Source organism: Streptomyces vulcanius (genome assembly GCF_042653945.1).
GTDB classification, from domain to species: domain Bacteria; phylum Actinomycetota; class Actinomycetes; order Streptomycetales; family Streptomycetaceae; genus Streptomyces; species Streptomyces mangrovi.
This window is the reverse complement of record NZ_JBHSFK010000027.1, coordinates 60758-83850: the sequence shown is the minus strand read 5'-3', so window position 1 is coordinate 83850 and position 23093 is coordinate 60758. Positions and strand designations below refer to the sequence as shown.

Annotated in this window: 19 protein-coding genes; 2 read left to right on the top strand and 17 right to left on the bottom strand. The window is 71.3% G+C overall.

The features are described 5' to 3' along the window. Positions 1-56: 56 nt before the first annotated feature. On the bottom strand, positions 57-743 hold the full coding sequence (gene rpe / locus ACFPIH_RS34605; RefSeq protein ID WP_381181368.1) for a ribulose-phosphate 3-epimerase: 687 nt from the start codon (positions 741-743) through the stop codon (positions 57-59). A gap of 128 nt (positions 744-871) precedes the next feature. On the opposite strand from rpe, the gene ACFPIH_RS34600 reads away from it, so the two are divergent. After that, positions 872-3013, top strand: coding sequence for an MMPL family transporter (locus ACFPIH_RS34600; RefSeq protein ID WP_381181370.1), 2142 nt, complete (start codon positions 872-874; stop codon positions 3011-3013). On the opposite strand, the gene ACFPIH_RS34595 is transcribed toward ACFPIH_RS34600, so the two are convergent. Continuing rightward, positions 2994-4421 (bottom strand): RsmB/NOP family class I SAM-dependent RNA methyltransferase, encoded by a 1428-nt coding sequence (locus ACFPIH_RS34595; protein WP_381181372.1) that lies wholly within the window; start codon positions 4419-4421, stop codon positions 2994-2996. The genes ACFPIH_RS34600 and ACFPIH_RS34595 overlap by 20 nt on opposite strands. Before the next feature lie 55 nt (positions 4422-4476). Further along, positions 4477-5409 carry a methionyl-tRNA formyltransferase gene (gene fmt / locus ACFPIH_RS34590; RefSeq protein ID WP_381181374.1) on the bottom strand — a complete coding sequence of 311 codons (933 nt, stop codon included), beginning with the start codon at positions 5407-5409 and terminating at the stop codon, positions 4477-4479. 236 nt (positions 5410-5645) lie between these two features. Between fmt and ACFPIH_RS34585 the strand changes: the two genes are divergently transcribed. Then, a complete protein-coding gene (locus ACFPIH_RS34585; protein ID WP_381181376.1) occupies positions 5646-6194 on the top strand; it encodes a hypothetical protein in 549 nt (182 codons plus the stop codon). Positions 6195-6284: 90 nt separating this feature from the next. On the opposite strand, the gene ACFPIH_RS34580 is transcribed toward ACFPIH_RS34585, so the two are convergent. The 14 genes from ACFPIH_RS34580 to pyrR form a co-directional block, all read right to left on the bottom strand. After that, on the bottom strand, positions 6285-8483 hold the full coding sequence (locus ACFPIH_RS34580; RefSeq protein WP_381181378.1) for a primosomal protein N': 2199 nt from the start codon (positions 8481-8483) through the stop codon (positions 6285-6287). A 182-nt stretch (positions 8484-8665) separates the two neighbouring features. Next, the gene (metK, locus tag ACFPIH_RS34575; RefSeq protein WP_381181380.1) at positions 8666-9874 is read right to left on the bottom strand and encodes a methionine adenosyltransferase; all 1209 of its coding nucleotides are present in this window, start codon (positions 9872-9874) and stop codon (positions 8666-8668) included. Positions 9875-10114: 240 nt separating this feature from the next. Beyond that, positions 10115-11317 (bottom strand): bifunctional phosphopantothenoylcysteine decarboxylase/phosphopantothenate--cysteine ligase CoaBC, encoded by a 1203-nt coding sequence (gene coaBC, locus ACFPIH_RS34570; protein ID WP_381181382.1) that lies wholly within the window; start codon positions 11315-11317, stop codon positions 10115-10117. 111 nt (positions 11318-11428) lie between these two features. After that, positions 11429-11701, bottom strand: a complete 273-nt coding sequence (rpoZ, locus tag ACFPIH_RS34565) for a DNA-directed RNA polymerase subunit omega (protein WP_003977348.1) — start codon at positions 11699-11701, stop codon at positions 11429-11431. A 66-nt stretch (positions 11702-11767) separates the two neighbouring features. Further along, complete coding sequence (gene gmk / locus ACFPIH_RS34560) at positions 11768-12361, bottom strand: guanylate kinase (protein WP_381181384.1); 594 nt, start codon at positions 12359-12361, stop codon at positions 11768-11770. A gap of 60 nt (positions 12362-12421) precedes the next feature. Then, positions 12422-12745: an integration host factor gene (locus tag ACFPIH_RS34555; protein ID WP_003977346.1), complete on the bottom strand. Its 324-nt coding sequence runs from the start codon at positions 12743-12745 to the stop codon at positions 12422-12424. Positions 12746-13035: 290 nt separating this feature from the next. After that, positions 13036-13878 (bottom strand): orotidine-5'-phosphate decarboxylase, encoded by an 843-nt coding sequence (gene pyrF / locus ACFPIH_RS34550; RefSeq protein ID WP_381181385.1) that lies wholly within the window; start codon positions 13876-13878, stop codon positions 13036-13038. Continuing rightward, on the bottom strand, positions 13875-14984 hold the full coding sequence (locus tag ACFPIH_RS34545; RefSeq protein WP_381181387.1) for a quinone-dependent dihydroorotate dehydrogenase: 1110 nt from the start codon (positions 14982-14984) through the stop codon (positions 13875-13877). Before ACFPIH_RS34545 ends, pyrF begins: the two co-directional genes overlap by 4 nt. Before the next feature lie 54 nt (positions 14985-15038). After that, positions 15039-18347 carry a carbamoyl-phosphate synthase large subunit gene (carB, locus tag ACFPIH_RS34540; protein ID WP_381181389.1) on the bottom strand — a complete coding sequence of 1103 codons (3309 nt, stop codon included), beginning with the start codon at positions 18345-18347 and terminating at the stop codon, positions 15039-15041. Continuing rightward, the gene (carA, locus tag ACFPIH_RS34535) at positions 18340-19494 is read right to left on the bottom strand and encodes a glutamine-hydrolyzing carbamoyl-phosphate synthase small subunit (RefSeq protein ID WP_381181391.1); all 1155 of its coding nucleotides are present in this window, start codon (positions 19492-19494) and stop codon (positions 18340-18342) included. The genes carB and carA overlap by 8 nt, the downstream gene beginning before the upstream one ends. Then, on the bottom strand, positions 19491-20090 hold the full coding sequence (locus tag ACFPIH_RS34530; RefSeq protein ID WP_381181393.1) for a PH-like domain-containing protein: 600 nt from the start codon (positions 20088-20090) through the stop codon (positions 19491-19493). Before ACFPIH_RS34530 ends, carA begins: the two co-directional genes overlap by 4 nt. Further along, a complete protein-coding gene (locus ACFPIH_RS34525; protein WP_381181395.1) occupies positions 20087-21373 on the bottom strand; it encodes a dihydroorotase in 1287 nt (428 codons plus the stop codon). Before ACFPIH_RS34525 ends, ACFPIH_RS34530 begins: the two co-directional genes overlap by 4 nt. 6 nt (positions 21374-21379) lie before the next feature. Continuing rightward, positions 21380-22369 (bottom strand): aspartate carbamoyltransferase catalytic subunit, encoded by a 990-nt coding sequence (locus tag ACFPIH_RS34520; protein WP_381181397.1) that lies wholly within the window; start codon positions 22367-22369, stop codon positions 21380-21382. Positions 22370-22455: 86 nt separating this feature from the next. Next, entirely contained in the window at positions 22456-23013 is a 558-nt protein-coding gene (gene pyrR / locus ACFPIH_RS34515; RefSeq protein ID WP_381181399.1) for a bifunctional pyr operon transcriptional regulator/uracil phosphoribosyltransferase PyrR, read from the bottom strand. Positions 23014-23093 lie beyond the last annotated feature (80 nt).

The window sequence follows — 23093 nt, the reverse complement described above, 5'->3', positions numbered from 1 at the left end:
CCAGTGTCCGCATGGTCCGCGTATTCAGTGGGCTACGTACGCGGTCAGCCTGCTGTTCAGTGGGCGCAGGCCCAGCTCGCCTTCGCGGTGGTCGCCGCCGCCTGGGCGCGCAGCGCGCGGACCGCCTCGGCCGGGTCCTCGGCGCCGTACACCGCCGAGCCGGCGACGAAGACGTCCGCGCCCGCGTCCGCGCAGCGTTCGATCGTCGAGGCCGAGACGCCGCCGTCCACCTGGAGCCACAGCTGCAGACCGTGCTTGGTGATCAACTCGCGGGTGCGGCGGATCTTCGGGAGCATGATGTCGAGAAAGGCCTGGCCCCCGAAGCCCGGCTCGACCGTCATGATCAGCACCATGTCGAGCTCGGGCAGCAGGTCCTCGTACGGCTCGATGGGCGTCGCGGGCTTGAGCGCCATGGAGGCCCGGGCGCCCTTGGCGCGGATCTCGCGGGCGAGCCGCACCGGCGCCGCGGCGGCCTCGACATGGAAGGTGACGGACGAGGCACCCGCCTCGACGTACTGCGGGGCCCAGCGGTCGGGGGCGTCGATCATCAGATGGCAGTCCAGCGGGGTATCCGTCGCACGGGCCAAGGACTCTACGACCGGCACACCGAGGGTGAGGTTCGGGACGAAATGGTTGTCCATGACGTCGACGTGGAGCCAGTCGGCTCCCTCCACCGACTTCGCCTCGTCCGCGAGGCGGGCGAAGTCGGCGGACAGGATGCTGGGGCTGATCTGCGGGGCCATGCCCCAAGCCTGCCATGCCCTTCGGGGGTTGGCCGCATCGGTCCGGGGTGGCTACGGTCAGTTGTGCACCGCGAGCCGTGTGGGGCTGGTCGCGGTGTTCTCCGTGCCCCTTACAGGCGGGGGTCGGCATGAACGGGAACCGTGGGATCGCGCACCTCGTGTGTGGGCGGCGTGCCAAGTGGATGGTGCTGGGGCTGTGGGTGGTCGTGCTGTTTCTGACGGCGCCGTTCGCCTCGAAGCTCAGTGACGCCCAGGACAACGACGCGGCGTCGTGGCTGCCGGGGTCGGCCGAGTCCACACAGGTCCTGGAGATCTCGAAGGACTTCCGCCCCGAGCAGATCCCAGCCGTCGTCGTGTACGCGCGCGAGAGCGGTCTGACGGCCGAGGACCGGGCGCAGATCACCGAGGACGCGGGCCGGCTCAAGCAGCTCACCGACCACGGCATCCGGGGCGCCGAGACCCGCGGCCCGGTCTACGACCGCACGGTGGACCCGCGGGCCGCGCAGCTCTACGTGCCGATCACGATGGACGAGAAGGGCTGGGAGCGGATCGCCCCGGCGGTGGACTCCATCCGGGACGTCGTCGGCAAGGGCGGGGCCGGCCTGGCCGTGCACATCACCGGCCCCGGCGGCACCTCCGCGGACTTCTCCGAGGCCTTCGAGGGCATCGACTCGACCCTGCTGCTGTCGGCGATGGCCGTCGTCATCGTCATGCTCCTGATCACCTACCGCAGCCCCACCCTCCTGGTGGTCCCGCTGCTCGGCGTGGTCGTCGCCCTGTTCACCGCCCAGGCCCTGATCTACTTCCTGGCCGAGCACGCGGGTCTGACCGTGAACGGACAGAGCGCCGGCATCCTCACGGTCCTCGTCTTCGGCGCGGGCACGGACTACGCCCTGCTGCTCGTGGCCCGCTACCGAGAGGAGCTGCGCCGGCACCAGGACCGTCACGAGGCGATGGCCCTGGCCCTGCACCGCGCGGGCCCGGCGGTGCTGGCGTCCGGCGCCACGGTCGTGCTGAGCATGCTCGTGCTGACGGCCGCCGAGATGAACTCCACCGCCGGCCTCGGCCCGGTCGCGGCCATCGGCGTCGCGGTGGCGCTGCTCGTCATGATGACGCTCTTCCCGGCCCTGCTGGTGATCTGCGGCCGCTGGATCTTCTGGCCGGTGATCCCGCACTACGGCACCGCCGACCCGACCGAACAAGGGCTCTGGGCCCGTATGGGCCGCTCCTTCGCCCGCCGTCCGCGCATGGTCTGGGCGGTGACCGCGCTGGTCCTCGCGATCTGCTCCCTCGGCCTGATCCAGCTGCGCGCGGAGGGCATCAGCAACGCCGACGCCTTCACCGACAAACCCGACTCGATCACCGGTCAGGAGATCTCGGAGCAGTACTTCCCTGCGGGCAGCGGCGACCCGCTCGTGATCGTCTCCCGCCAGGCCCAGGCCCGGCAGGTGGGCCAGGCGGTGGCCGCCACGGACGGCGTCGTCCCGACCTCCCTGGGGCTGCCTGCCGGCACGAAACCGCTCTACGACGGCAAGGTGCTCTTCGAGGCGACCATGAGCGACCCCTCGGACAGCGAGGCCGCGAAACACACCGTGGAGCGGGTCCGGGACGCCGTGCACGCGGTGCCCGACGCCGACGCGCAGGTGGGCGGCGGCACGGCGGCCCTGCTGGACGCGGACACGGCGACCACCCACGACAACATCCTGATCATCCCGCTGGTCCTGGGCGTGGTCCTGCTGATCCTCTGCGGCCTGCTGCGCGCCCTGATCGCCCCGCTGCTGCTGGTCGGCACGGTGATCCTGTCCTTCGCGGCGGCCCTCGGGCTCAGCGCGCTGGCGTTCCGCCACATCTTCGACTACGCGGGCGAGTCGACGGACTTCCCGCTCTTCGTCTTCGTGTTCCTGGTCGCCCTGGGCATCGACTACAACATCTTCCTGACCACCCGGATCCGCGAGGAGGCGGCCCACCAGGGCACCCGGCCGGGGGTGGTGACCGGCCTCGCCGCGACGGGCTCGGTGATCACCTCGGCCGGCCTGGTGCTGGCGGGCACCTTCGCCGCCCTGGGCACCCTCCCCATGGTCGCCTTCGCCGAGATCGGCTTCGCGGTCGCCCTGGGCGTCCTCCTGGACACCTTCGTCGTACGGTCGGTGCTGGTGACCTCCCTGTTCCTGGACATCGGCCCGAAGATCTGGTGGCCGCACCGCCGGGCGCGGGAGGACGTCGCGGAGGCGCCGCCGAAGGAACCGGCGGTCACCCGGTCCGACGGATGAGCGCCAGATACATCGCGTCGGTCCCGTGCACATGCGGCCACAGCTGTACGTCGGGCCCGTCCCCGAGCGCCGGTACGCCCGGCAGCAACGGACGCGCGTCGATGAGGTCGGCCTCCGGGAACTGCTTGAGAGCGTCGGCGACGACGGCCCGGGTCTCGGCGAGGTGCGGGGAGCAGGTGGCGTATCCGACGACACCCCCGACGCGCACGGACTCCAGCGCGGTCCGCAGCAGCCCGCGCTGCAACGGCGCGAACCCCTCCAGATCCTCCGGCCGGCGCCGCCACCGTGCCTCCGGCCGCCGCCGCAGCGCACCCAGGCCGGTGCACGGCACGTCCATCAGCACACGGTCGAACGACCCCGGCAGCCAGGGCGGCCGGGTCCCGTCGGCGGCGATGACCTGATACGGCCCGGGGTTGCCGGCCAGCGCCTTGGCGACCAGTCCCGCCCGGTGCGGCTGCTTCTCCGAGGCGAGGAGGGTGGCCCCGCGCTCTGCGGCCAGGGCGGCCAGGAGCGCGGCCTTGCCGCCGGGCCCGGCACACCCGTCGAGCCACCGTTCGTCCGGCCCTTCGACGGGCGCGTTGGCGAGCGCCAGCGCGACCAGCTGACTCCCCTCGTCCTGCACTCCGGCCCGGCCCTCCCGTACGGCGTCGACGGCGCCCGGCTCGCCGCCCTCGCTGAGCCGCACGGCGTACGGCGACCAGCGCCCGGCCACCGCGGCCTCCTCCTGGAGGAGTTCCTCGGTGGTGGCCCGCCCCGGCCGGGCGACGAGGGTCACCTCGGGCCGCTCGTTGTCGGCCGCCAGGAGTTCCTCGATGCCGGCCCGTCCGCCGCCGAGCGAGTCCCACAGTGCGGAGACGACCCAGCGGGGATGCGAGTGCACGACCGCGAGATGGTCCTCGGGATCGTCGTCGTAGGGCGGGGCGATCCGCTCGATCCACCCGTCCAGATCGTGCTGCGCGACCTTCCGCAGCACGGCGTTGACGAACTTGGCCCGCCCGTCGCCGAGCACCACCCGGGCCAGCTCGACGGAGGCGGACACGGCGGCGTGGGCGGGGATCCGGGTTCCGAGCAGCTGATGCGCGCCGAGGCTCAGCACATCGAGCACCGGCGGATCGACCTCCTTCAGCGGCCGGTCGACACACGCGGCGATGACGGCGTCGTACGTTCCCTGCCGCCGTAGCGTCCCGTACACGAGCTCGGTGGCCAGCGCGGCGTCCCGCCCGTCGAACTTGTCGGGTCCCGCCTTCTCCCGCGCCTTGCGCAGCAGCGGCGGCAGCACGAGGTTGGCGTAGGCGTCCCGCTCGTCCACGGCCCGCAGCGCCTCGAAGGCGAGGATGCGGACGGGGTCCTTCTGCGGCCGGCGGTAGGGCTTGCCGGGCTTACGGGGACGGTGGTGCTGTTCGCTCACGAAAAGGTGCTCCGGATATCAGTAAGGGATACCCGCCAAGCCTACGTCGCCGCGCTCACCGCCCGAGGATCTCACCGTCCCCGATGCGCACCCCGCGCGCCCAGTCCGCGGCCCGCATGGGCTTCTTCCCCTGCGCCTGGACCCACAGCAGTTCCACGGCGTACGAGCCGCTGCCCACGTACACATTGTTCTTGCCGACCTGGAGGACGCCCGGGGCGAGGTCGTCGCGCCCAGGCACCGGCTGGACCTGGACGAGCTTCAGCCGCTCGCCCCGGAAGACGGTCCAGGCCCCGGGCGCGGGGGTGCAGCCGCGCACGACGCGGTCGACCCGCAGCGCGGGAGCGGCCCAGTCGACGTGCGCGTCCTCGACGGAGATCTTGGGCGCGAGGGTGATTCCGTCGCCCGGCTGCGGTACGGCCTTCAGCGTGCCGTCCTCGACGCCGTCCATGGTGGCGGCGAGCAGCCCGGCGCCGGCGAAGGCGAGCCGGGTGAGGAGGTCACCGCTGGTGTCGGCGGGCCGGATCTCCTCGGTGACGGTCCCGTACACGGGCCCGGAGTCGAGGCCCTCCTCGATGAGGAAGGTCGACGCCCCGGTGATCTCGTCCCCCGCCATGACGGAGTGCTGCACGGGCGCCGCGCCGCGCCACGCGGGCAGCAGCGAGAAGTGCAGGTTGACCCACCCGTGCGCGGGGATGTCCAGCGCGACCCTGGGCAGCAGGGCCCCGTAGGCCACGACGGGACAGCACTCGGGCGCGATCTCCCTCAGCCGCTCCAGAAACTCCGGCTCGCGGGGCCGGGCGGGCTTCAGCACCTCGATCCCCGCCTCCTCGGCCCGCTGCGCCACGGGCGACGCGACCAGCCGCCGTCCCCGCCCGGCCGGCGCGTCGGGGCGGGTGACGACGGCGGCCACCTCATGCCGCCCGGAGGCGATCAGGGCGTCCAGCGCGGGAACGGCAACCTCAGGTGTACCGGCGAAGACAAGCCTCATAAGTAGACAAACGCCTCTCGGACGGAACGGACGACGGGCAACGCTCAAGTTTATGGCGCAGCCACCGCACACCAACGGGACGGCCGCACAACGGGACAGCCGCGGCGGCGGGCGCTCCCGAGGGGGCGTACGCATATGCCCATACGCCCCCACACCGTGACCAGCGGAGCAAACCCGCGTTGTCAAGAACGAGTTGACTTCCCTTCTCTTTCAACGCCGGTTCGAGAGGCTTGTTCATGGCCGACCATGCAACCCACGACGCCCAGGCCCGGGCCAGCCTGCACTTGCTGGTGCGGGACATCGAGCGGGTCCGCCGGCAGGTGGACGCACTCCGCACCCTCACCGCCCAACTGGGCAACGTCTACCGCCCGCGCCGCTCCGGCCCCGCCGCCGGTTTCGTCGTCTACGGACGCGCCCCCGCTCCCACGGTCCGCCTCGCCCAGGAACTCCGGGACAGCGTCGAGACCCTGGTCACCGCCGCGGTGGACTTCGACCGTTCGCTCGGCTTCTCGTGGGACGCGGTGGGCTCCGCGCTGGGAGTCACCAAGCAGGCCGTCCACCGCCGCTACGGCGCCCGCCGCGCCACCACCGCCCCGCCGCCCAGCGCCGAGGCCGAACGGGCGCCGGAGCCGACCGGCCCCCGCACGGTCAGCGTGAACACGGGCATCCCCACGGTTCCCACCGTCCCCGCCGCCCGCTCCATGCCGACCCAGCCGACGGCGGGCAGCCAGGCCCTGCGCGACGAGGCAAGACCGACCGCGTTCCCCGCCCCCCGCAACGGCTGACGCGCCACGCCCCCACTCCTGCCCTCTCGGCACCTGCCCTCTAGGCACCTGCCCGAGAGGGCAGCCGCATGGTGCCCGCCCCGCCGCCCCTCACCCGATGTCCGCCGGATCGATCCGTACCCAGACACTCTCCTCCCCACCACGGCTCCCCTGGGTCCCCCGGCCTCCCCGGCCCCCCCGGCTCCCCTGAGCCATCCGAGCCGCCTGTGCCGCCTTCAACGCCCCGGCCAGCGCGGCGCCCCGGCCCGGCGGCACCCGGATCAGCGCCCGCTCCCACTGCTCCCCCGGCGGCGGCCCCCCGGCCCGCCGCGGTCGCCCCGGCGGTGTGACGGGCACCGGCACCGGCCCCAGCACCTCCGCCTCCCGAGGCAGTTCCACCGCCCCCAGGAACGCGGCCACCGCCTCCGCCGTCCCCGACACCGAGGCCATCCGCGACACCGGCGGGAACCCCAGCTCCGCCCGCTCGGCGAGCTCCCGCAGCGCGTGCCCCACGGGATCCCACCGCACCAGCGCCTGCACGGGCCGCAGCGTCGGCTCGGCGACGACGACCACCGTCCCGCCCTCCCCTTGCGGCCGTACCAGCGCCGCCGCCGCGATCCAACGGCGCAGCGCGTCCTCGCCGGCCCGCAGATCGGGCCGCCCGAGCATCGCCCAGCCGTCCAGCAGCAGCGCCGCCGCGTACCCGCCCTCGGCGACCGGCTCGGCCCCCGGTGTGCTCACGACCAGCGCGGGCGTCGCGGGCACGGTGTCCAGCACATGCTCCCGCCCGGAGGTCCGCACGGGCACCGCCGGAAACGCCCGCCCCAGCTCCTCGGCGGTCCGGCGCGCCCCGACGACCTGTGCCCGCAACCGGACCGACCCGCACTCCGGGCAGTGCCAGGCGCTCTCCTCACGCCCGCACCACCCGCACCACAACGCCCCGCCGTCCCGCGCCTCCAGCGGCCCGGAGCAGTGCCGGCACCGGGCGGCGGCCCGGCACTGCACGCACGCCATCCGCGGCACGTATCCCCGTCGCGGCACCTGCACCAGCACGGGCCCGTGCCGCAGCCCGTCCCGGACCGCCTGCCAGGCAAGGGTGGGCAGTCGGGCCGCCCGCGCGGCCTCGTCCCGGGCGAGGTCCTGGTCTCCCACCGTCCGCACCAGGGGCGCGGCCTGGCGTACCTGTTCCCTGGACGCGACCAGCGGACGCGCCCACCCGCTCTCCACCAGCTGCGTGCCCTCCACCGAGCAGCTCCAGCCCCCCAGCAGGAACGCGCACCCGTCCTGCGCCGCCCTCAGCAGCAGCACCTCCCGCGCATGGGGCTGCGGGGCGTGCTGCTCGCTGTGGCTGTCGTCCCCGTCGTCCCAGAGGGCGACGAGACCGAGGTCCCGTACCGGGGCGAACATGGCGGCCCGGGTCCCGACCACGGCGCGCACGCTTCCCCGCCGCACGGCGAGCCACTCCCGGTACCGCTTCTCCGGCCCCGCGTCCGCCGTCAGCAGCGCGTGCCGCCCCTCCCCCAGCAACTCGGTCAGCGCGGCGTCGACCCGCGCGGCGACCCGTCCGTCCGGTACGACCACGAGCGCGCCGCGTCCCGAGGCGAGCGTCGAGGCCACGGCCCGCGCCAGCTCCTCGCTCCACCCGGGACCGGGCAGCGCGTTCCACACCGCGCGCGGTGCGCCCCCCGAGGCCAGTGACTGGAGAAACGCGTCCCCCCGCTCGTACCGCTCCCAGGTCCCGGCCGCCGGCACCGGAGGCGGGGGCAGCGGTTCGGGTGAGGGGCGCTGCTCCGCGCGCGCGTTGCGCGGCGGGACGGCCAGCTGGAGCACATCCGCCAGACTCCCGGCGTACCGGTCTGCGACGGCGCGTGCCAGCCCCAGGAGTTCGGGGCTCAGCACCCGCTCGGGCGACACGACCTGGGCGAGCGCGGCCAGCGGCCCCGAGTAGTCGGACGTGGCGAGCCGCTCGACGAGGAAGCCGTCGATGAGGCCGCCGCCCTCGCGCCGCCCCTCGCGCACGCGGCCCCGCCCGGCGCCGAACCGCACCCGCACCCGGACTCCGGGCTGTGCGTCGGCGTCCAGCTCGGCGGGCACGGCGTAGTCGAAGTACCGGTCGAGATGGAGCACGCCCTTGTCGACGAGGACCCGCGCGACCGGCAGCTCCTCGGCCAGCTCGGCTCCCCGCCAGGTCCGCGGCTTGGCCCGGGGTGCCTTGGCCCGGCGCACGCTCTCCCGGATCAGCGCGAGCTGCTCCGGCGGCGCGCCCGATCCGCCCGCGCCACCGCCCCCCTGCTCGTTCTCGCTGCTCACGCCTGCATTCTTACCAAACGCCACTGACATCGGCTCCACGCGAGCCACTTCACCGACCGCGCCCCCGACCGCCGCGCCTACCTCGCCGCGCCCTCGGCGGAGACCCAGAAGGCGTGACCACGCACCACGACGGCGGCTCCTGGGAGCCGCCGTCGTGTGTTCTACGGTTCTACGTCCGCGGTCTACAGCCCCGCGGCCTTGCGCAGCGCGTCCACCCGGTCCGTGCGCTCCCAGGTGAAGTCGGGCAGCTCACGGCCGAAGTGGCCGTACGCGGCGGTCTGGGCGTAGATCGGGCGCAGCAGGTCGAGGTCGCGGATGATGGCGGCCGGACGCAGGTCGAAGACCTCGTCGATGGCCTTCTCGATCTTCTCGGTCTCGACCTTGTTGGTGCCGAAGGTCTCGACGAACAGACCGACCGGCTCGGCCTTGCCGATCGCGTAGGCCACCTGGACCTCGCAGCGGGCGGCCAGACCTGCGGCGACCACGTTCTTGGCGACCCAGCGCATCGCGTACGCCGCCGAACGGTCCACCTTGGACGGGTCCTTGCCGGAGAACGCGCCGCCACCGTGGCGGGCCATACCGCCGTAGGTGTCAATGATGATCTTGCGTCCGGTGAGGCCGGCGTCGCCCATCGGGCCGCCGATCTCGAAGCGGCCGGTCGGGTTGACCAGCAGGCGGTAGTTCTCGGTGTCGAGCTTGATGCCCTCGTCGAGCAGCGCCTTCAGCTCGACCTCCACGACGAACTCGCGGATGTCGGGGGCCAGCAGGGACTCCAGGTCGATGTCGCTCGCGTGCTGCGAGGAGACGACGACGGTGTCGAGGCGGACGGCCTTGTCGCCGTCGTACTCGATGGTGACCTGGGTCTTGCCGTCGGGGCGCAGGTAGGGGATGGTCCCGTTCTTGCGGACGTCCGACAGGCGCTTGGAGAGGCGGTGCGCCAGGAAGATCGGGAGCGGCATCAGGGTCGGCGTCTCGTCGGAGGCGTAGCCGAACATCAGGCCCTGGTCGCCGGCGCCCTGCTTGTCGAGCTCGTCGTCATCGCCCTCGACCCGGGACTCGTACGCGGTGTCGACGCCCTGCGCGATGTCCGGGGACTGCGCGCCGATGGACACCGACACGCCGCAGGAGGCGCCGTCGAAGCCCTTCTTCGAGGAGTCGTAGCCGATGTCGAGGATCTTGTCCCGGACGAGCTGGGGGATCGGCGCGTACGCCTTGGTGGTGACCTCACCGGCCACATGCACCAGACCGGTCGTGATCAGGGTCTCGACCGCGACCCGGGAGGTCGGGTCCTCGCGCAGGAGGGCGTCGAGAATGGTGTCACTGATCTGGTCAGCGATCTTGTCGGGGTGACCTTCGGTCACAGACTCCGAGGTGAACAGGCGACGGGACACAACGCTCCCTGGGGTTGCAGCGGCTGCTGGCTGATCATTGGTGGACGCGACGGGAGCTGCGCCCGGCGTCGTCCGGGAACAGTTTATCCGTCGAGCCCCACCACCGGCCCACCTGTCTCGCCTCTCGGGAGTGCTGTGACCTGCGGCACGGGCATTCTGCCGAATGCCGAGCGTGCTTGGCCAGCGTCGCCACGCACGAATCGAGCGAGCCGCGAGGGAACGGCGATGCGCATCAAACCGTCAGGTCAGTCGTATCGTCACCAGGTCCCACACGATTTCGGCCAGGGCTTCCTTGGGGCCGTGCGGCACCGGGGTCTCACTTCCGTCGGCACCCAGCACAAGTGCCTCGTTCTCCTCTGAGCCGAATGTGCGGCGCTCCCCCACCTCGTTCACCACCAGCAGGTCGCATCCCTTGCGCCGCAGCTTGGCCCGGCCGTTGGCGAGGACGTCGTCGGTCTCCGCGGCGAAGCCGACGACCACCTGACCGGGGCGGGGCCGTTCGGCTGAGATCTCCGCGAGGATGTCCGGATTCCGTACGAGGACGATGGGGTCGGGGTCCCGGCCGTCCTTCTTCTTGATCTTTCCGGCCGCGTAGGTCTCCGGCCGGAAGTCGGCCACGGCGGCGGCCATCACCACCGCGTCGGCGTCCGAGGCCGCCTTCAGGACGGCCTCGCGGAGCTGTACGGCCGTACCGATCCGCACCACGTCGACGCCGGCGGGGTCGGGCAGGGCGGTGTTCGCGGCGATCAGGGTGACACGGGCGCCACGGGCGGCGGCGGTGCGGGCGAGGGCGTAACCCTGCTTGCCGGAGGAGCGGTTGCCGAGGAAGCGGACCGGGTCGAGCGGCTCGCGGGTGCCACCGGCGCTGACCACGACGTGCCGGCCGACGAGGTCGGGTTCGCGCACCCCCCGGGCCAGCACCCGGCGGCACACCTCGAAGATCTCGGCGGGGTCGGGCAGCCGGCCCTTGCCGGTGTCGACGCCGGTGAGGCGGCCGACGGCCGGCTCGATCACTACGGCGCCCCGGCGGCGCAGCGTGGCCACGTTCTCCTGGGTCGCCGGGTGTTCCCACATCTCGGTGTGCATCGCGGGGGCGAAGACGACCGGGCAGCGGGCCGTGAGCAGTGTGTTGGTGAGGAGGTCGTCGGCGAGGCCGTGGGCGGCCTTGGCGAGCATGTCCGCGGTGGCCGGGGCGACGACCACCAGATCGGCGTGCTGGCCGATGCGGACGTGCGGGACCTCCTGGACGTCGTCCCAGACCTCGGTGGAGACCGGGTTGCCGGAGAGGGCGGACCAGGTGGCGGCGCCGACGAAGTGCAGCGCGGCGGCGGTGGGGACCACCCGTACGTCGTGGCCCGACTCGGTCAGTCTGCGCAGCAGCTCACAGGCTTTGTACGCGGCGATGCCCCCGCTGACGCCCAGAACGACCTTCGGCTTGTCCACCGTCTCTCCCCGCACCTCGGAAACGTACTACCCCATGACACACCACAGGCCCGGCAGTCGCGCTGCCGGGCCTGTGGAAAAGTCAGCACAAAGCTGAAAGTACTACTGCTACTACTGCGCCGGGCCTTCGATTGCCTCGGAGGTCAGCAGCCCCGCGTTGATCTCGCGGAGGGCGATGGAGAGCGGCTTCTCGTGGACGTGGGTGTCCACGAGCGGACCGACGTACTCGAGGAGGCCCTCGCCGAGCTGCGAGTAGTACGCGTTGATCTGGCGGGCCCGCTTGGCCGCGTAGATCACGAGGCTGTACTTCGAGTCGGTGGCCTCGAGGAGCTCGTCGATCGGCGGGTTGATGATGCCCTCGGGCGCGGAGATGGAAGAGGACACGCTCTACCTTCCGATGGATGGGAAAAAAATGATCGTGATCACACAAGCCTGATCACACAGTCGTGATCACACGACATCCATCAAGGCTAGCAGCTCGCGCGCCACATCCTCGACGGAGGTGTTGACCAGGGTCACGTCGAACTCCGGCTCGGCCGCGAGTTCGATCTTCGCGGCCTCGAGCCGGCGCTCGATGACCTCGGGCGGCTCGGTGCCCCGCCCGGTGAGTCTGCGCACCAGCTCCTCCCAGGAGGGCGGAGCCAGGAACACCAGCTGGGCCTCCGCCATGGACTCACGGACCTGCCGGGCGCCCTGGAGGTCGATCTCCAGGAGGACGGGTTCACCCGCCTCCAGGCGTTCCAGCACCGCGGTCCGCGGAGTGCCGTAGCGGTTGCCCGCGAACTCGGCCCACTCGAGGAGCTCGCCGTTGGCGATCAGCTTGTCCATCTCGTCGTCGGAGACGAAGAAGTAGTGGACTCCGTGCTTCTCACCCGGGCGGGGCCTACGGGTCGTCGCCGACACCGAGAGCCAGACCTCGGGGTGTTCCTTGCGCATATGCGCGACGACCGTGCTCTTACCGACCCCTGAGGGGCCGGAGAGCACGGTCAGCCGCGGACGTGCGTCCGGGGGCTCGGGGGTCGTCCCCCGGAATGTTGCAGCCATGCAGCGATTATTCCAGCAATCCCGGAGTGCCCGGGACTCCCCTCCCGGCCGAGCCCGGGATCAGGAGCCGGTGCTGCCGAACTCACGCTCCAGGGAAGCGATCTGGTTGGAACCGAGACCGCGCACCCGGCGGCTCTCGGAGATGCCGAGCCGCTCCATGATCTGCTTGGCGCGGACCTTGCCCACGCCCGGCAGGGACTCGAGCAGGGCGGAGACCTTCATCTTGCCGATGACGTCGTTCTCCTGACCCTGCTTGATGACCTCATGCAGGGAGGCGCCGGAGTGCTTGAGTCGATTCTTGACCTCGGCCCGCTCCCGGCGAGCCGCGGCGGCCTTTTCGAGCGCGGCTGCGCGCTGTTCGGGGGTAAGGGGCGGAAGAGCCACGCCTACGTCACCTCGGATGTCGAACTGTCGGATACGGACCGGTGAGGAACCTAGTCGCCCCACACCTGGGGAGCCACGAGCAACACGCTTGCCCGTTCACCCTGCTCGGAGACTAGCGGCCAAGTCCGCCCGAGTCAGCGAGAACAGAGGAAAAGTCCTGGTCAGCCTCTGTCAGTACAGGATATTTCAGACATAGTGCCCCGGATTTGAGAATGTATCCAGCCTCTGACCGGCCGAGACGCACTCATCGGAGGTTTGAAACGGCGTCGGACGGGACGGCGGACGAGCGCTCAGGCGGACGCCGTCGCCACCCGGATCTCCTCCGCGAACCGTTCCGCCGCGTCACGCAGCGCGACCGCGTCGGGACCGTGGCGCAACACCCCGCGGCTGACGTTCGGCACGACATTGCGCAAGGCGGCCCCGAAGACCCGGGGAAGGTCCGCCGGGGTCGCCCCCTGCGCGCCGACGCCGGGCGCGAGCAGTGGACCGTTGACGGCGAGGTCGTACGACGAGAGATCGCCGAGCGTCGCGCCGACGACGGCCCCGAAGGAGCCCAGGGGCTCCTCCCCGGCGTTCTCGGCGGCCAGGTGGGCCAGTACGGTCGCGCCGACGTCCCGGCCGTCCGCCCGCACCGCGTGCTGGACCTCGCCGCCCTCCGGGTTGGAGGTCAGCGCCAGCACGAACAGCCCCGTACCGTTCTCCCTGGCCAGCGCGACGGCAGGGCTGAGCGAGCCGTAGCCGAGGAACGGGGAGACGGTGAGCGCGTCCGAGAACAGCGGCGCGTCCTTGTGCAGGAAGGACTCGGCGTACGCGGCCATGGTCGAGCCGATGTCGCCTCGCTTGGCGTCCATGACCACCAGGGCGCCGGCGGCCCGCGCCTCCCGCACCGACGTCTCCAGGACGGCGATCCCGCGCGAGCCGAACCGCTCGAAGAACGCGCTCTGCGGCTTGAGCACGGCGACCCGGTCGGCGACGGCCTCGACGACCGTGCGGCTGAACCGCTCGAGGCCCGCCACGTCGTCGTTCAGGCCCCACTCCGCGAGCAGGGAGGCGTGCGGGTCGATCCCGACGCAGAGCGGGCCGCGCTCGTCCATGGCGCGGCGCAGGCGCGCGCCGAAGGGCTCCAGGGTCATGGAGTGTTCTTCCTCACGTCGGCGCCGACCGCGTCGGCGAGGGTGGCGTACGGGCTCGTGCGCAGCCGCGCGGCGAGCCCCTTGTGGATGGCGCGGCCCCAGAAGGGTCCTTCGTAGATGAAGGCGCTGTAGCCCTGCACCAGCGTGGCCCCGGCGAGGATGCGCTGCCAGGCGTCCTCGGCGTCCTGGACGCCGCCGACGCCCACGAGGGTGATCCGGTCGCCCACGCGCGCGTAGAGACGCCGCAGCACCTCCAGGGAGCGCTCCTTGAGGGGCGCCCCGGACAGCCCGCCGGTCTCCTTCACGAACGAGGCATCGGATGTCAGACCGAGTCCCTCGCGCGCGATCGTGGTGTTCGTGGCGATGATCCCGTCCAGGCCCAGCTCGACGGCCAGATCGGCGACGGCGTCCACGTCCTCGTCTGCGAGGTCCGGGGCGATCTTCACGAGCAGCGGGACGCGTCGCGACGTCACCCGACGGTCGGCGGCCTCGCGGACGGCGCTCAGCAGCGGCCTCAGCGCCTCCGTCGCCTGAAGGTTGCGCAGCCCGGGCGTGTTCGGCGACGACACGTTCACGACCAGGTAGTCGGCGAACGGCGCGAGCCGCTCGGTCGACTTCACGTAGTCGCCGACGGCCTCCGCCTCCGGGACCACCTTGGTCTTGCCGATGTTGACGCCCACGACGGTCCGGAACACCGGCTCACGCGAGGCGAGCCGGGCGGCCACGGCCAGCGAACCCTCGTTGTTGAAGCCCATGCGGTTGATGAGCGCCCGGTCCGGCACGAGCCGGAAGAGCCGCTTCCTGGGGTTGCCCGGCTGCGGCTCCCCGGTGACCGTGCCGATCTCTACGTGGTCGAAGCCCAGCATCGACATGCCGTCGATCGCGACCGCGTTCTTGTCGAAGCCGGCGGCGAGCCCGAACGGACCGTGCATCCGCAGCCCGAACGCCTCGGTACGCAGCTCCTTGTGGCGGGGCGCGAGGGCGGCGGCCAGGAAGGTACGCAGCACGGGGATCCGGACGGCCAGCCTGATCCAGCGGAAGGCGAGGTGGTGGGCCTGCTCGGGGTCCATCCGCCGGAAGACCAGACGGAAGAAGATCTTGTACATGTAGGTGTCCTCATGAAGAGGGGGACACCGTTTCCGGTGTCCCCCTCCTGGCTGCTAGTCGCGGGCCGCGGTCAGGTGTTGTGCGTGTTCCTGGAGTGAGCGGACGCCCACGTCGCCGTGGTGGAGGGCGTCGATGCCCTGGACGGCGGCGGCGAGCGCCTGGACCGTGGTCAGACAGGGCACGGACCGCGCCACGGCCGCCGTACGGATCTCGTACCCGTCCAGCCGCCCACCGGTGCCGTAGGGGGTGTTGACGATCAGATCGACCTCGCCGTCGTGCACCAGCTGGACGATGGTCTTCTCCCCGTTCGGCCCGGTCCCCTCGGACTGCTTGCGCACCACGGTCGCGTTGATCCCGTTGCGCTTGAGGACCTCGGCGGTGCCGGAGGTGGCGAGCAGTTCGAAGCCGTGGGCGACCAGTTCACGCGCCGGGAAGATCATCGAGCGTTTGTCGCGGTTGGCGACGGAGATGAACGCCCGTCCCTTGGTCGGCAGCGGCCCGTACGCGCCCGCCTGCGACTTCGCATACGCCGTCCCGAACACGGAGTCGATGCCCATCACCTCACCGGTGGAGCGCATCTCCGGCCCCAGGACGGTGTCCACACCGCGCCCGGAGGTGTCGCGGAAGCGGCTCCACGGCATCACGGCCTCCTTGACGGAGATCGGCGCGTCCAGCGGCAGCTCACCGCCGTCGCCGGTCGCCGGGAGCAGCCCCTCGGCGCGCAGTTCGGCGACGGTCGCGCCCAGGGAGATGCGCGCGGCGGCCTTGGCCAGCGGCACCGCGGTCGCCTTCGACGTGAAGGGGACCGTACGGGACGCGCGCGGGTTGGCCTCCAGGACGTAGAGGATGTCACCGGCCATCGCGAACTGGATGTTGATCAGACCGCGCACCCCCACCCCGCGCGCGATGGCCTCCGTCGAGGCCCGCAGCCGCTTGATGTCGTGCCCGCCGAGGGTGATCGGGGGCAGCGCGCACGCCGAGTCGCCGGAGTGGATGCCGGCCTCCTCGATGTGCTCCATCACCCCGCCGAGGTACAGCTCCTGGCCGTCGTAGAGGGCGTCGACGTCGATCTCGATGGCGTCGTCGAGGAAGCGGTCGACGAGGACCGGCCGGGTCGGGCTGATCTCGGTCGACTCGGCGATGTAGGAGGCCAGCCGGGTCTCGTCGTAGACGATCTCCATGCCCCGCCCGCCGAGGACGTAGGAGGGCCGTACGAGGACCGGGTAGCCGATCTCGTCCGCGATGGCCTTGGCGCCGGCGAAGGTCGTCGCGGTCCCGTGCTTCGGAGCCGGCAGACCGGCTTCCGCCAGCACCCGCCCGAACGCGCCCCGGTCCTCGGCCGCGTGGATCGCCTCCGGCGGGGTGCCGACGATCGGCACGCCGTTGTCCTTCAGCGCCTGCGCCAGACCCAGCGGAGTCTGCCCGCCGAGCTGGACGATGACTCCGGCGACGGGTCCGGCCTGCGTCTCGGCGTGGACGATCTCCAGCACGTCCTCGAGGGTCAGCGGCTCGAAGTACAGGCGGTCGGAGGTGTCGTAGTCCGTGGAGACGGTCTCCGGGTTGCAGTTGACCATCACCGTCTCGTACCCGGCGTCGGACAGCGCGAAGGAGGCGTGCACGCAGGAGTAGTCGAACTCGATGCCCTGCCCGATCCGGTTCGGCCCCGACCCCAGGATGATGACGGCCGGCTTCTCCCGGGGCGCGACCTCGTTCTCCTCGTCGTAGGAGGAGTAGAAATACGGCGTCTTCGCGGCGAACTCGGCGGCGCAGGTGTCGACCGTCTTGTAGACCGGGCGCACCCCCAGCGCGTGCCGCACCTCCCGCACCACGTCCTCACGCAGACCCCGGATCTCACCGATCTGCTGGTCCGAGAAGCCGTGCCGCTTGGCCTCGGCGAGCAGATCGGCGTCCAGGCGGTCGGCTGCGGCGAGCTCGTCGGCCGTCTCCTTGATGAGGAAGAGCTGGTCGACGAACCAGGGGTCGATCTTCGTGAACGCGAAGACCTCCTCCGGGGTGGCACCCGCGCGGATGGCCTGCATGACGGTGTTGATCCGGCCGTCGGTCGGGCGCCGGGACTCCTCCAGCAACGAAGACTTCTCGCCGGGCTCGCCCACGAACGTGAACTGGCTGCCCTTCTTCTCCAGCGACCGCAGGGCTTTCTGGAACGCCTCGGTGAAGTTCCGGCCGATCGCCATGGCCTCGCCGACCGACTTCATGGTCGTGGTCAGCGTGGAGTCGGCGCTCGGGAACTTCTCGAAGGCGAAGCGCGGGGCCTTCACGACCACGTAGTCGAGCGTCGGCTCGAAGGAGGCCGGCGTCTCGCGCGTGATGTCGTTCGGGATCTCGTCCAGGGTGTAACCGACGGCGAGCTTGGCCGCGATCTTGGCGATCGGGAAACCGGTCGCCTTGGAGGCGAGGGCCGAGGAACGCGACACGCGCGGGTTCATCTCGATCACGATCACCCGCCCGTCCTCGGGGTCCACCGCGAACTGGATGTTGCACCCGCCGGTGTCGACACCGACCTCACGGATCACGGCGATGCCGATGTCCCGCAGGATCTGGTACTCGCGGTCGGTCAGCGTCATCGCCGGCGCCACCGTGATCGAGTCACCGGTGTGCACACCCATGGGGTCGAAGTTCTCGATGGAGCACACGACCACGACGTTGTCGTGCTTGTCGCGCATCAGCTCCAGCTCGTACTCCTTCCACCCCAGGATGGACTCCTCAAGGAGCACCTCCGTGGTCGGCGAGAGCGTCAGGCCCTGCCCCGCGATGCGGCGCAGCTCCTCCTCGTCGTGAGCGAAACCCGAACCCGCGCCGCCCATGGTGAAGGAGGGACGCACCACGACCGGGTAGCCGCCGAGTTCGCCGACGCCCGCGAGGACCTCGTCCATGGTGTGGCAGATGACGGAACGGGCGGACTCGCCGTGCCCGATCTTGCCGCGGACGGCCTCGACGACGTCCTTGAACAGGTTGCGGTCCTCACCCTTGTGGATCGCCTCGACGTTGGCGCCGATCAGCTCGACGCCGTACTTCGCCAGGACGCCGTTCTCGTGCAGCGAGATCGCCGTGTTGAGGGCCGTCTGGCCGCCCAGGGTGGGCAGCAGGGTGTCGGGCCGCTCCTTGGCGATGATCTTCTCGACGAACTCCGGGGTGATCGGCTCGACATAGGTCGCGTCGGCGATCTCCGGGTCCGTCATGATCGTCGCCGGGTTGGAGTTGACCAGGATCACGCGCAGGCCCTCGGCCCGCAGCACCCGGCACGCCTGCGTGCCGGAGTAGTCGAACTCGGCGGCCTGCCCGATGACGATCGGACCCGAGCCGATGACCAGGACGGACTGGATATCGGTGCGCTTAGGCACGCTGGGCCTCCATCAGGGATACGAAGCGGTCGAACAGGTAGGCGGCGTCGTGCGGGCCTGCTGCCGCTTCGGGGTGGTACTGGACGGAGAAGGCCGGCTGGTCGAGCAGCTGCAGCCCCTCCACCACGTTGTCGTTGAGGCAGACGTGGGAGACCTCGGCGCGGCCGAACGTCGTGTCGCTGACCTGGTCGAGCGGCGCGTCCACGGCGAAGCCGTGATTGTGCGCGGTGACCTCGACCTTGCCCGTCGTACGGTCCTGCACCGGCTGGTTGATGCCGCGGTGGCCGTACTTCAGCTTGTACGTGCCGAAGCCCAGGGCACGGCCCAGGATCTGGTTGCCGAAGCAGATGCCGAACAGCGGCGTCTTCCGCTTCAGGACAGCCGTCATGAGCGCCACGGGGCCGTCGGCCGTGGCCGGGTCACCGGGACCGTTGGAGAAGAAGACCCCGTCGGGGCTGACGGCGTAGATGTCCTCCTCGGTCGCCGTCGCCGGGAGGACGTGCACCTCGATGCCTCGCTCGGCCATCCGGTGCGGTGTCATCCCCTTGATGCCGAGGTCGACGGCCGCGACCGTGAACCGCTTCGCACCGACCGCCGGGACGACGTACGCCTCCTTGGTGGCGACCTCCTCGTAGAGGCTCGCGCCCTTCATGTGCGGCTGGGCCTGCACGCGCGCGAGGAGCTCGGTCTCGGAACCGACGGCCTCGCCGGAGAAGATGCCGGCGCGCATGGAGCCGCGCTCGCGGAGATGACGGGTCAGCGCGCGTGTGTCGATGCCGGAGATCCCGACGACGTTCTGAGCGACCAGTTCGTCGTCCAGGGAGCGCTTGGCGCGCCAGTTGGACGGCACGCGCGCGGGGTCGCGGACCACGTAGCCGGAGACCCAGATGCGGGCCGACTCGTCGTCCTCGTCGTTCCAGCCGGTGTTGCCGATCTGCGGGGCCGTCGCGACGACGATCTGGCGGTCGTAGGACGGATCGGTCAGGGTCTCCTGGTAGCCGGTCATCCCGGTGGAGAACACCGCTTCGCCGAAGGTCTCCCCCACGGCCCCGTAGGCACGGCCGCGGAAGGTGCGGCCGTCCTCCAGGACGAGTACGGCGGGAAGCGCCTTCCTTGCGAAAGCGGTTCCCCTGGTGGAGGTCGTCATCGTTCGGCGCCTTCCGTCGTGTTGTTCTTGATCATGGAGTTGATGGCCTCGACCCACTCGGTGTGCTCGGCCGCGTGGTCGGAGCGGAATCCGGAGTCGATCAGCCGGTCGCCGTGCGCCCAGGTCACCACGAGCAGTCCGCCCTCGGTGAGGACCTTGCCTGCGATGCCCTTGCCGAGCAGGGCCTCGCGCAGCGCGGCGGCCGGGACGAAGAAGTCGGTCGCGCCGGGGCGTACGACGTAAAGTCCCGCGTCCGTGAGCGTCAGCTCAACGCGGCTGCGGGTGCCGAGGCCGTGCGCCACGATGCGGTCGAGCCACTGTCCCGCCGTGGTGGAGCCGTGGTAGCGGCCACTCATCGACAACACGGTCAGTCTCGCCTCACCCGGCGGGGAAGGCGCGGCGGGCAGCTCGGGGATGTCGCCCTGGAGCGTGCCGCGCCACTTCCAGCCCTCGCGCATCAGCCAGTAGACGAGGGCGACGAACAGACCGAGGCCGACCACCCAGCCGATCCGCGCGGCCCAGTCGGTCACCTGGGCCGATTCCTTCTCGGCCGCGAGGGCCGTGAAACCCGTGAGCAGTGGTACTGAAGATGTCACGTGAGCTTCCCGTCGACGAGCGTGGCCTTGCCCCGGAGCCACGTATGCGTCACACGGCCCGGCAGCTCGCGCCCCTCGTACGGGGTGTTCCGGCTGCGCGAGGCGAAGCCCGCGGGGTCCACGGACCCACGGTATGCCGTGTCGACGAGCGTGAGGTTGGCGGGCTCACCAGCCGAGACGGGACGCCCATGCCCCTTCGCCCGGCCGATCCCGGCGGGCTTGAAGGACATGCGCTCGGCGACCCCGGCCCAGTCCAGCAGGCCTGTCTCCACCATCGTCTCCTGGACCACTGACAACGCGGTCTCCAGGCCGACCATGCCCATGGCGGCGGCGGCCCACTCGCAGTCCTTGTCCTCGTGCGGGTGCGGGGCGTGGTCGGTGGCGACGATGTCGATGGTGCCGTCGGCGAGGGCCTCGCGCAGGGCGAGCACGTCGCGCTCGGTGCGCAGCGGCGGGTTGACCTTGTAGACGGGGTCGTAGGTGCGCACCAGGTCGTCGGTGAGGAGCAGGTGGTGCGGGGTGACCTCGGCGGTGACGTCGATGCCCCGGGACTTCGCCCAGCGGACGATCTCGACGGATCCGGCGGTCGACAGATGGCAGATGTGGACGCGGGAGCCGACGTGCTCGGCGAGCAGGACATCCCGGGCGATGATCGATTCTTCGGCCACCGCGGGCCAGCCGCCGAGGCCCAGCTCGGCGGAGACGACGCCCTCGTTCATCTGCGCGCCCTCGGTGAGCCGGGGCTCCTGCGCGTGCTGGGCGACGACCCCCCCGAACGCCTTCACGTACTCCAGCGCGCGCCGCATGATCACCGCGTCGTCCACGCACTTGCCGTCGTCGGAGAAGACGGTGACCCCGGCCGCCGACTCGTGCATGGCGCCGAGTTCCGCGAGCTTGCGGCCCTCCAGGCCGACGGTGACGGCGCCGATCGGCTGGACGTCGCAGTAGCCGTGCTCCTGCCCGAGCCGGTAGACCTGCTCGACGACACCGGCGGTGTCGGCGACGGGGAAGGTGTTGGCCATGGCGAAGACGGCCGTGTAACCGCCGCTCGCGGCCGCCCTGGTCCCCGTCAGGACCGTCTCGGAGTCCTCGCGGCCCGGCTCCCGCAGATGGGTGTGCAGGTCGACGAGACCCGGCAGCAGCACCTTGCCGGCGGCCGCGACGACCTCGGCGCCGTCGGCCGAGAGCCCCTGGCCCACCGCCGCGATCTGCGAGCCGTCGATCAGGACGTCCTGCTGCTCGCCGCCGAGCACCTTCGCACCACGGATCAGGATCTTGCTCATGGGTTCTTACTTCTCCTCGGTGATACCGGTGGTACGGGCGTGGCTGACGGCGGGTTCGTTGCCGCCCAGGAGCAGGTAGAGGACGGCCATCCGGATGGACACGCCGTTGGTGACCTGCTCGACGACGGTGCAGCGCGGGGAGTCGGCGACCTCGGCGGTGATCTCCATACCGCGGACCATCGGGCCGGGGTGCATCACGATGGCGTGCTCGGGCATCTTCGCCATGCGGTCGCCGTCGAGGCCGTAGCGCCGGGAGTACTCGCGCTCGGTGGGGAAGAACGCGGCGTTCATCCGCTCGCGCTGCACCCGCAGCATCATCACCGCGTCGGACTTGGACAGGGTGCTGTCGAGGTCGTACGACACCTCGCAGGGCCAGGCCTCGACGCCGACCGGGATCAGGGTGGGCGGGGCGACCACGGTGACCTCGGCGCCGAGGGTGTGCAGCAGGTCGACGTTGGAGCGGGCGACGCGGCTGTGCAGGACGTCGCCGACGAGGGTGATGCGCCTGCCCGCGAGGTCCTGGCCGAGCCCGGCGTCCCGGCCGACCAGTCGGCGGCGCATGGTGAAGGCGTCGAGGAGCGCCTGGGTGGGGTGCTGGTGGGTGCCGTCGCCCGCGTTGACGACGGCCGCGTCGATCCAGCCCGAGTTGGCCAGGCGGTACGGCGCTCCGGAGGCGCCGTGCCGGATGACGACGGCGTCGACGCCCATGGCTTCGAGCGTCTGGGCGGTGTCCTTCAGGGACTCGCCCTTGGAGACACTGGAGCCCTTGGCGGAGAAGTTGATGACGTCCGCGGAGAGCCGCTTCTCGGCGGCCTCGAAGGAGATACGCGTGCGCGTGGAGTCCTCGAAGAAGAGGTTGACGATCGTACGGCCGCGCAGGGTGGGCAGTTTCTTGATGGGCCGGTCGGCCACCCGGGCCATCTCCTCGGCGGTGTCGAGGATCAGGACGGCGTCGTCGCGGGTGAGGTCGGCGGCCGAGATGAGATGACGCTGCATCTGTCAGGCTCCGTAAGGCAGTTCACGTATGTAGGGAGATTCCGGGCAGACGGGGGCGCGCCGGGACGGCACGCGCCGCAGGTCCGCTACTGGGTCTGCTTCACACCGAGCAGCACGGTGTCCCGGCCGTCCTCCTCGGCGAGCAGCACCTTGACCGTCTCCCGCAGCGACGTGGGGAGGTTCTTGCCGACGTAGTCGGCGCGGATGGGCAGTTCGCGGTGGCCGCGGTCGACGAGGACGGCGAGCTGGACCGCGCGCGGGCGCCCGATGTCGTTCAGGGCGTCGAGGGCGGCGCGGATGGTGCGGCCGGAGAAGAGCACGTCGTCGACGAGGACGACCAGCCGGCCGTCGATGCCGTCACCGGGGATCTCGGTGCGGGCCAGCGCACGCGGCGGGTGCATGCGCAGGTCGTCGCGGTACATGGTGATGTCGAGCGAGCCGACCGGGATCTTGCGGTCGGTGATCTCCTCGAGCTTGGCGGCGAGCCGCCGGGCAAGGAAGACGCCTCGGGTGGGAATCCCCAGGAGCACCACGTCGTCGGCGCCCTTGGCGCGTTCGACGATCTCGTGGGTGATGCGGGTCAGTACCCGCGCGATGTCGGGGCCTTCGAGAACGGGCCGCGCATCGGACGCTTGGATGTCCATACGAAAAGGACCTCCTTCTCCGCCTCACGGGACGGATCTTAAAGGACGTCGGGTTTGCGCCATCCACCGTAGCAGCCTGC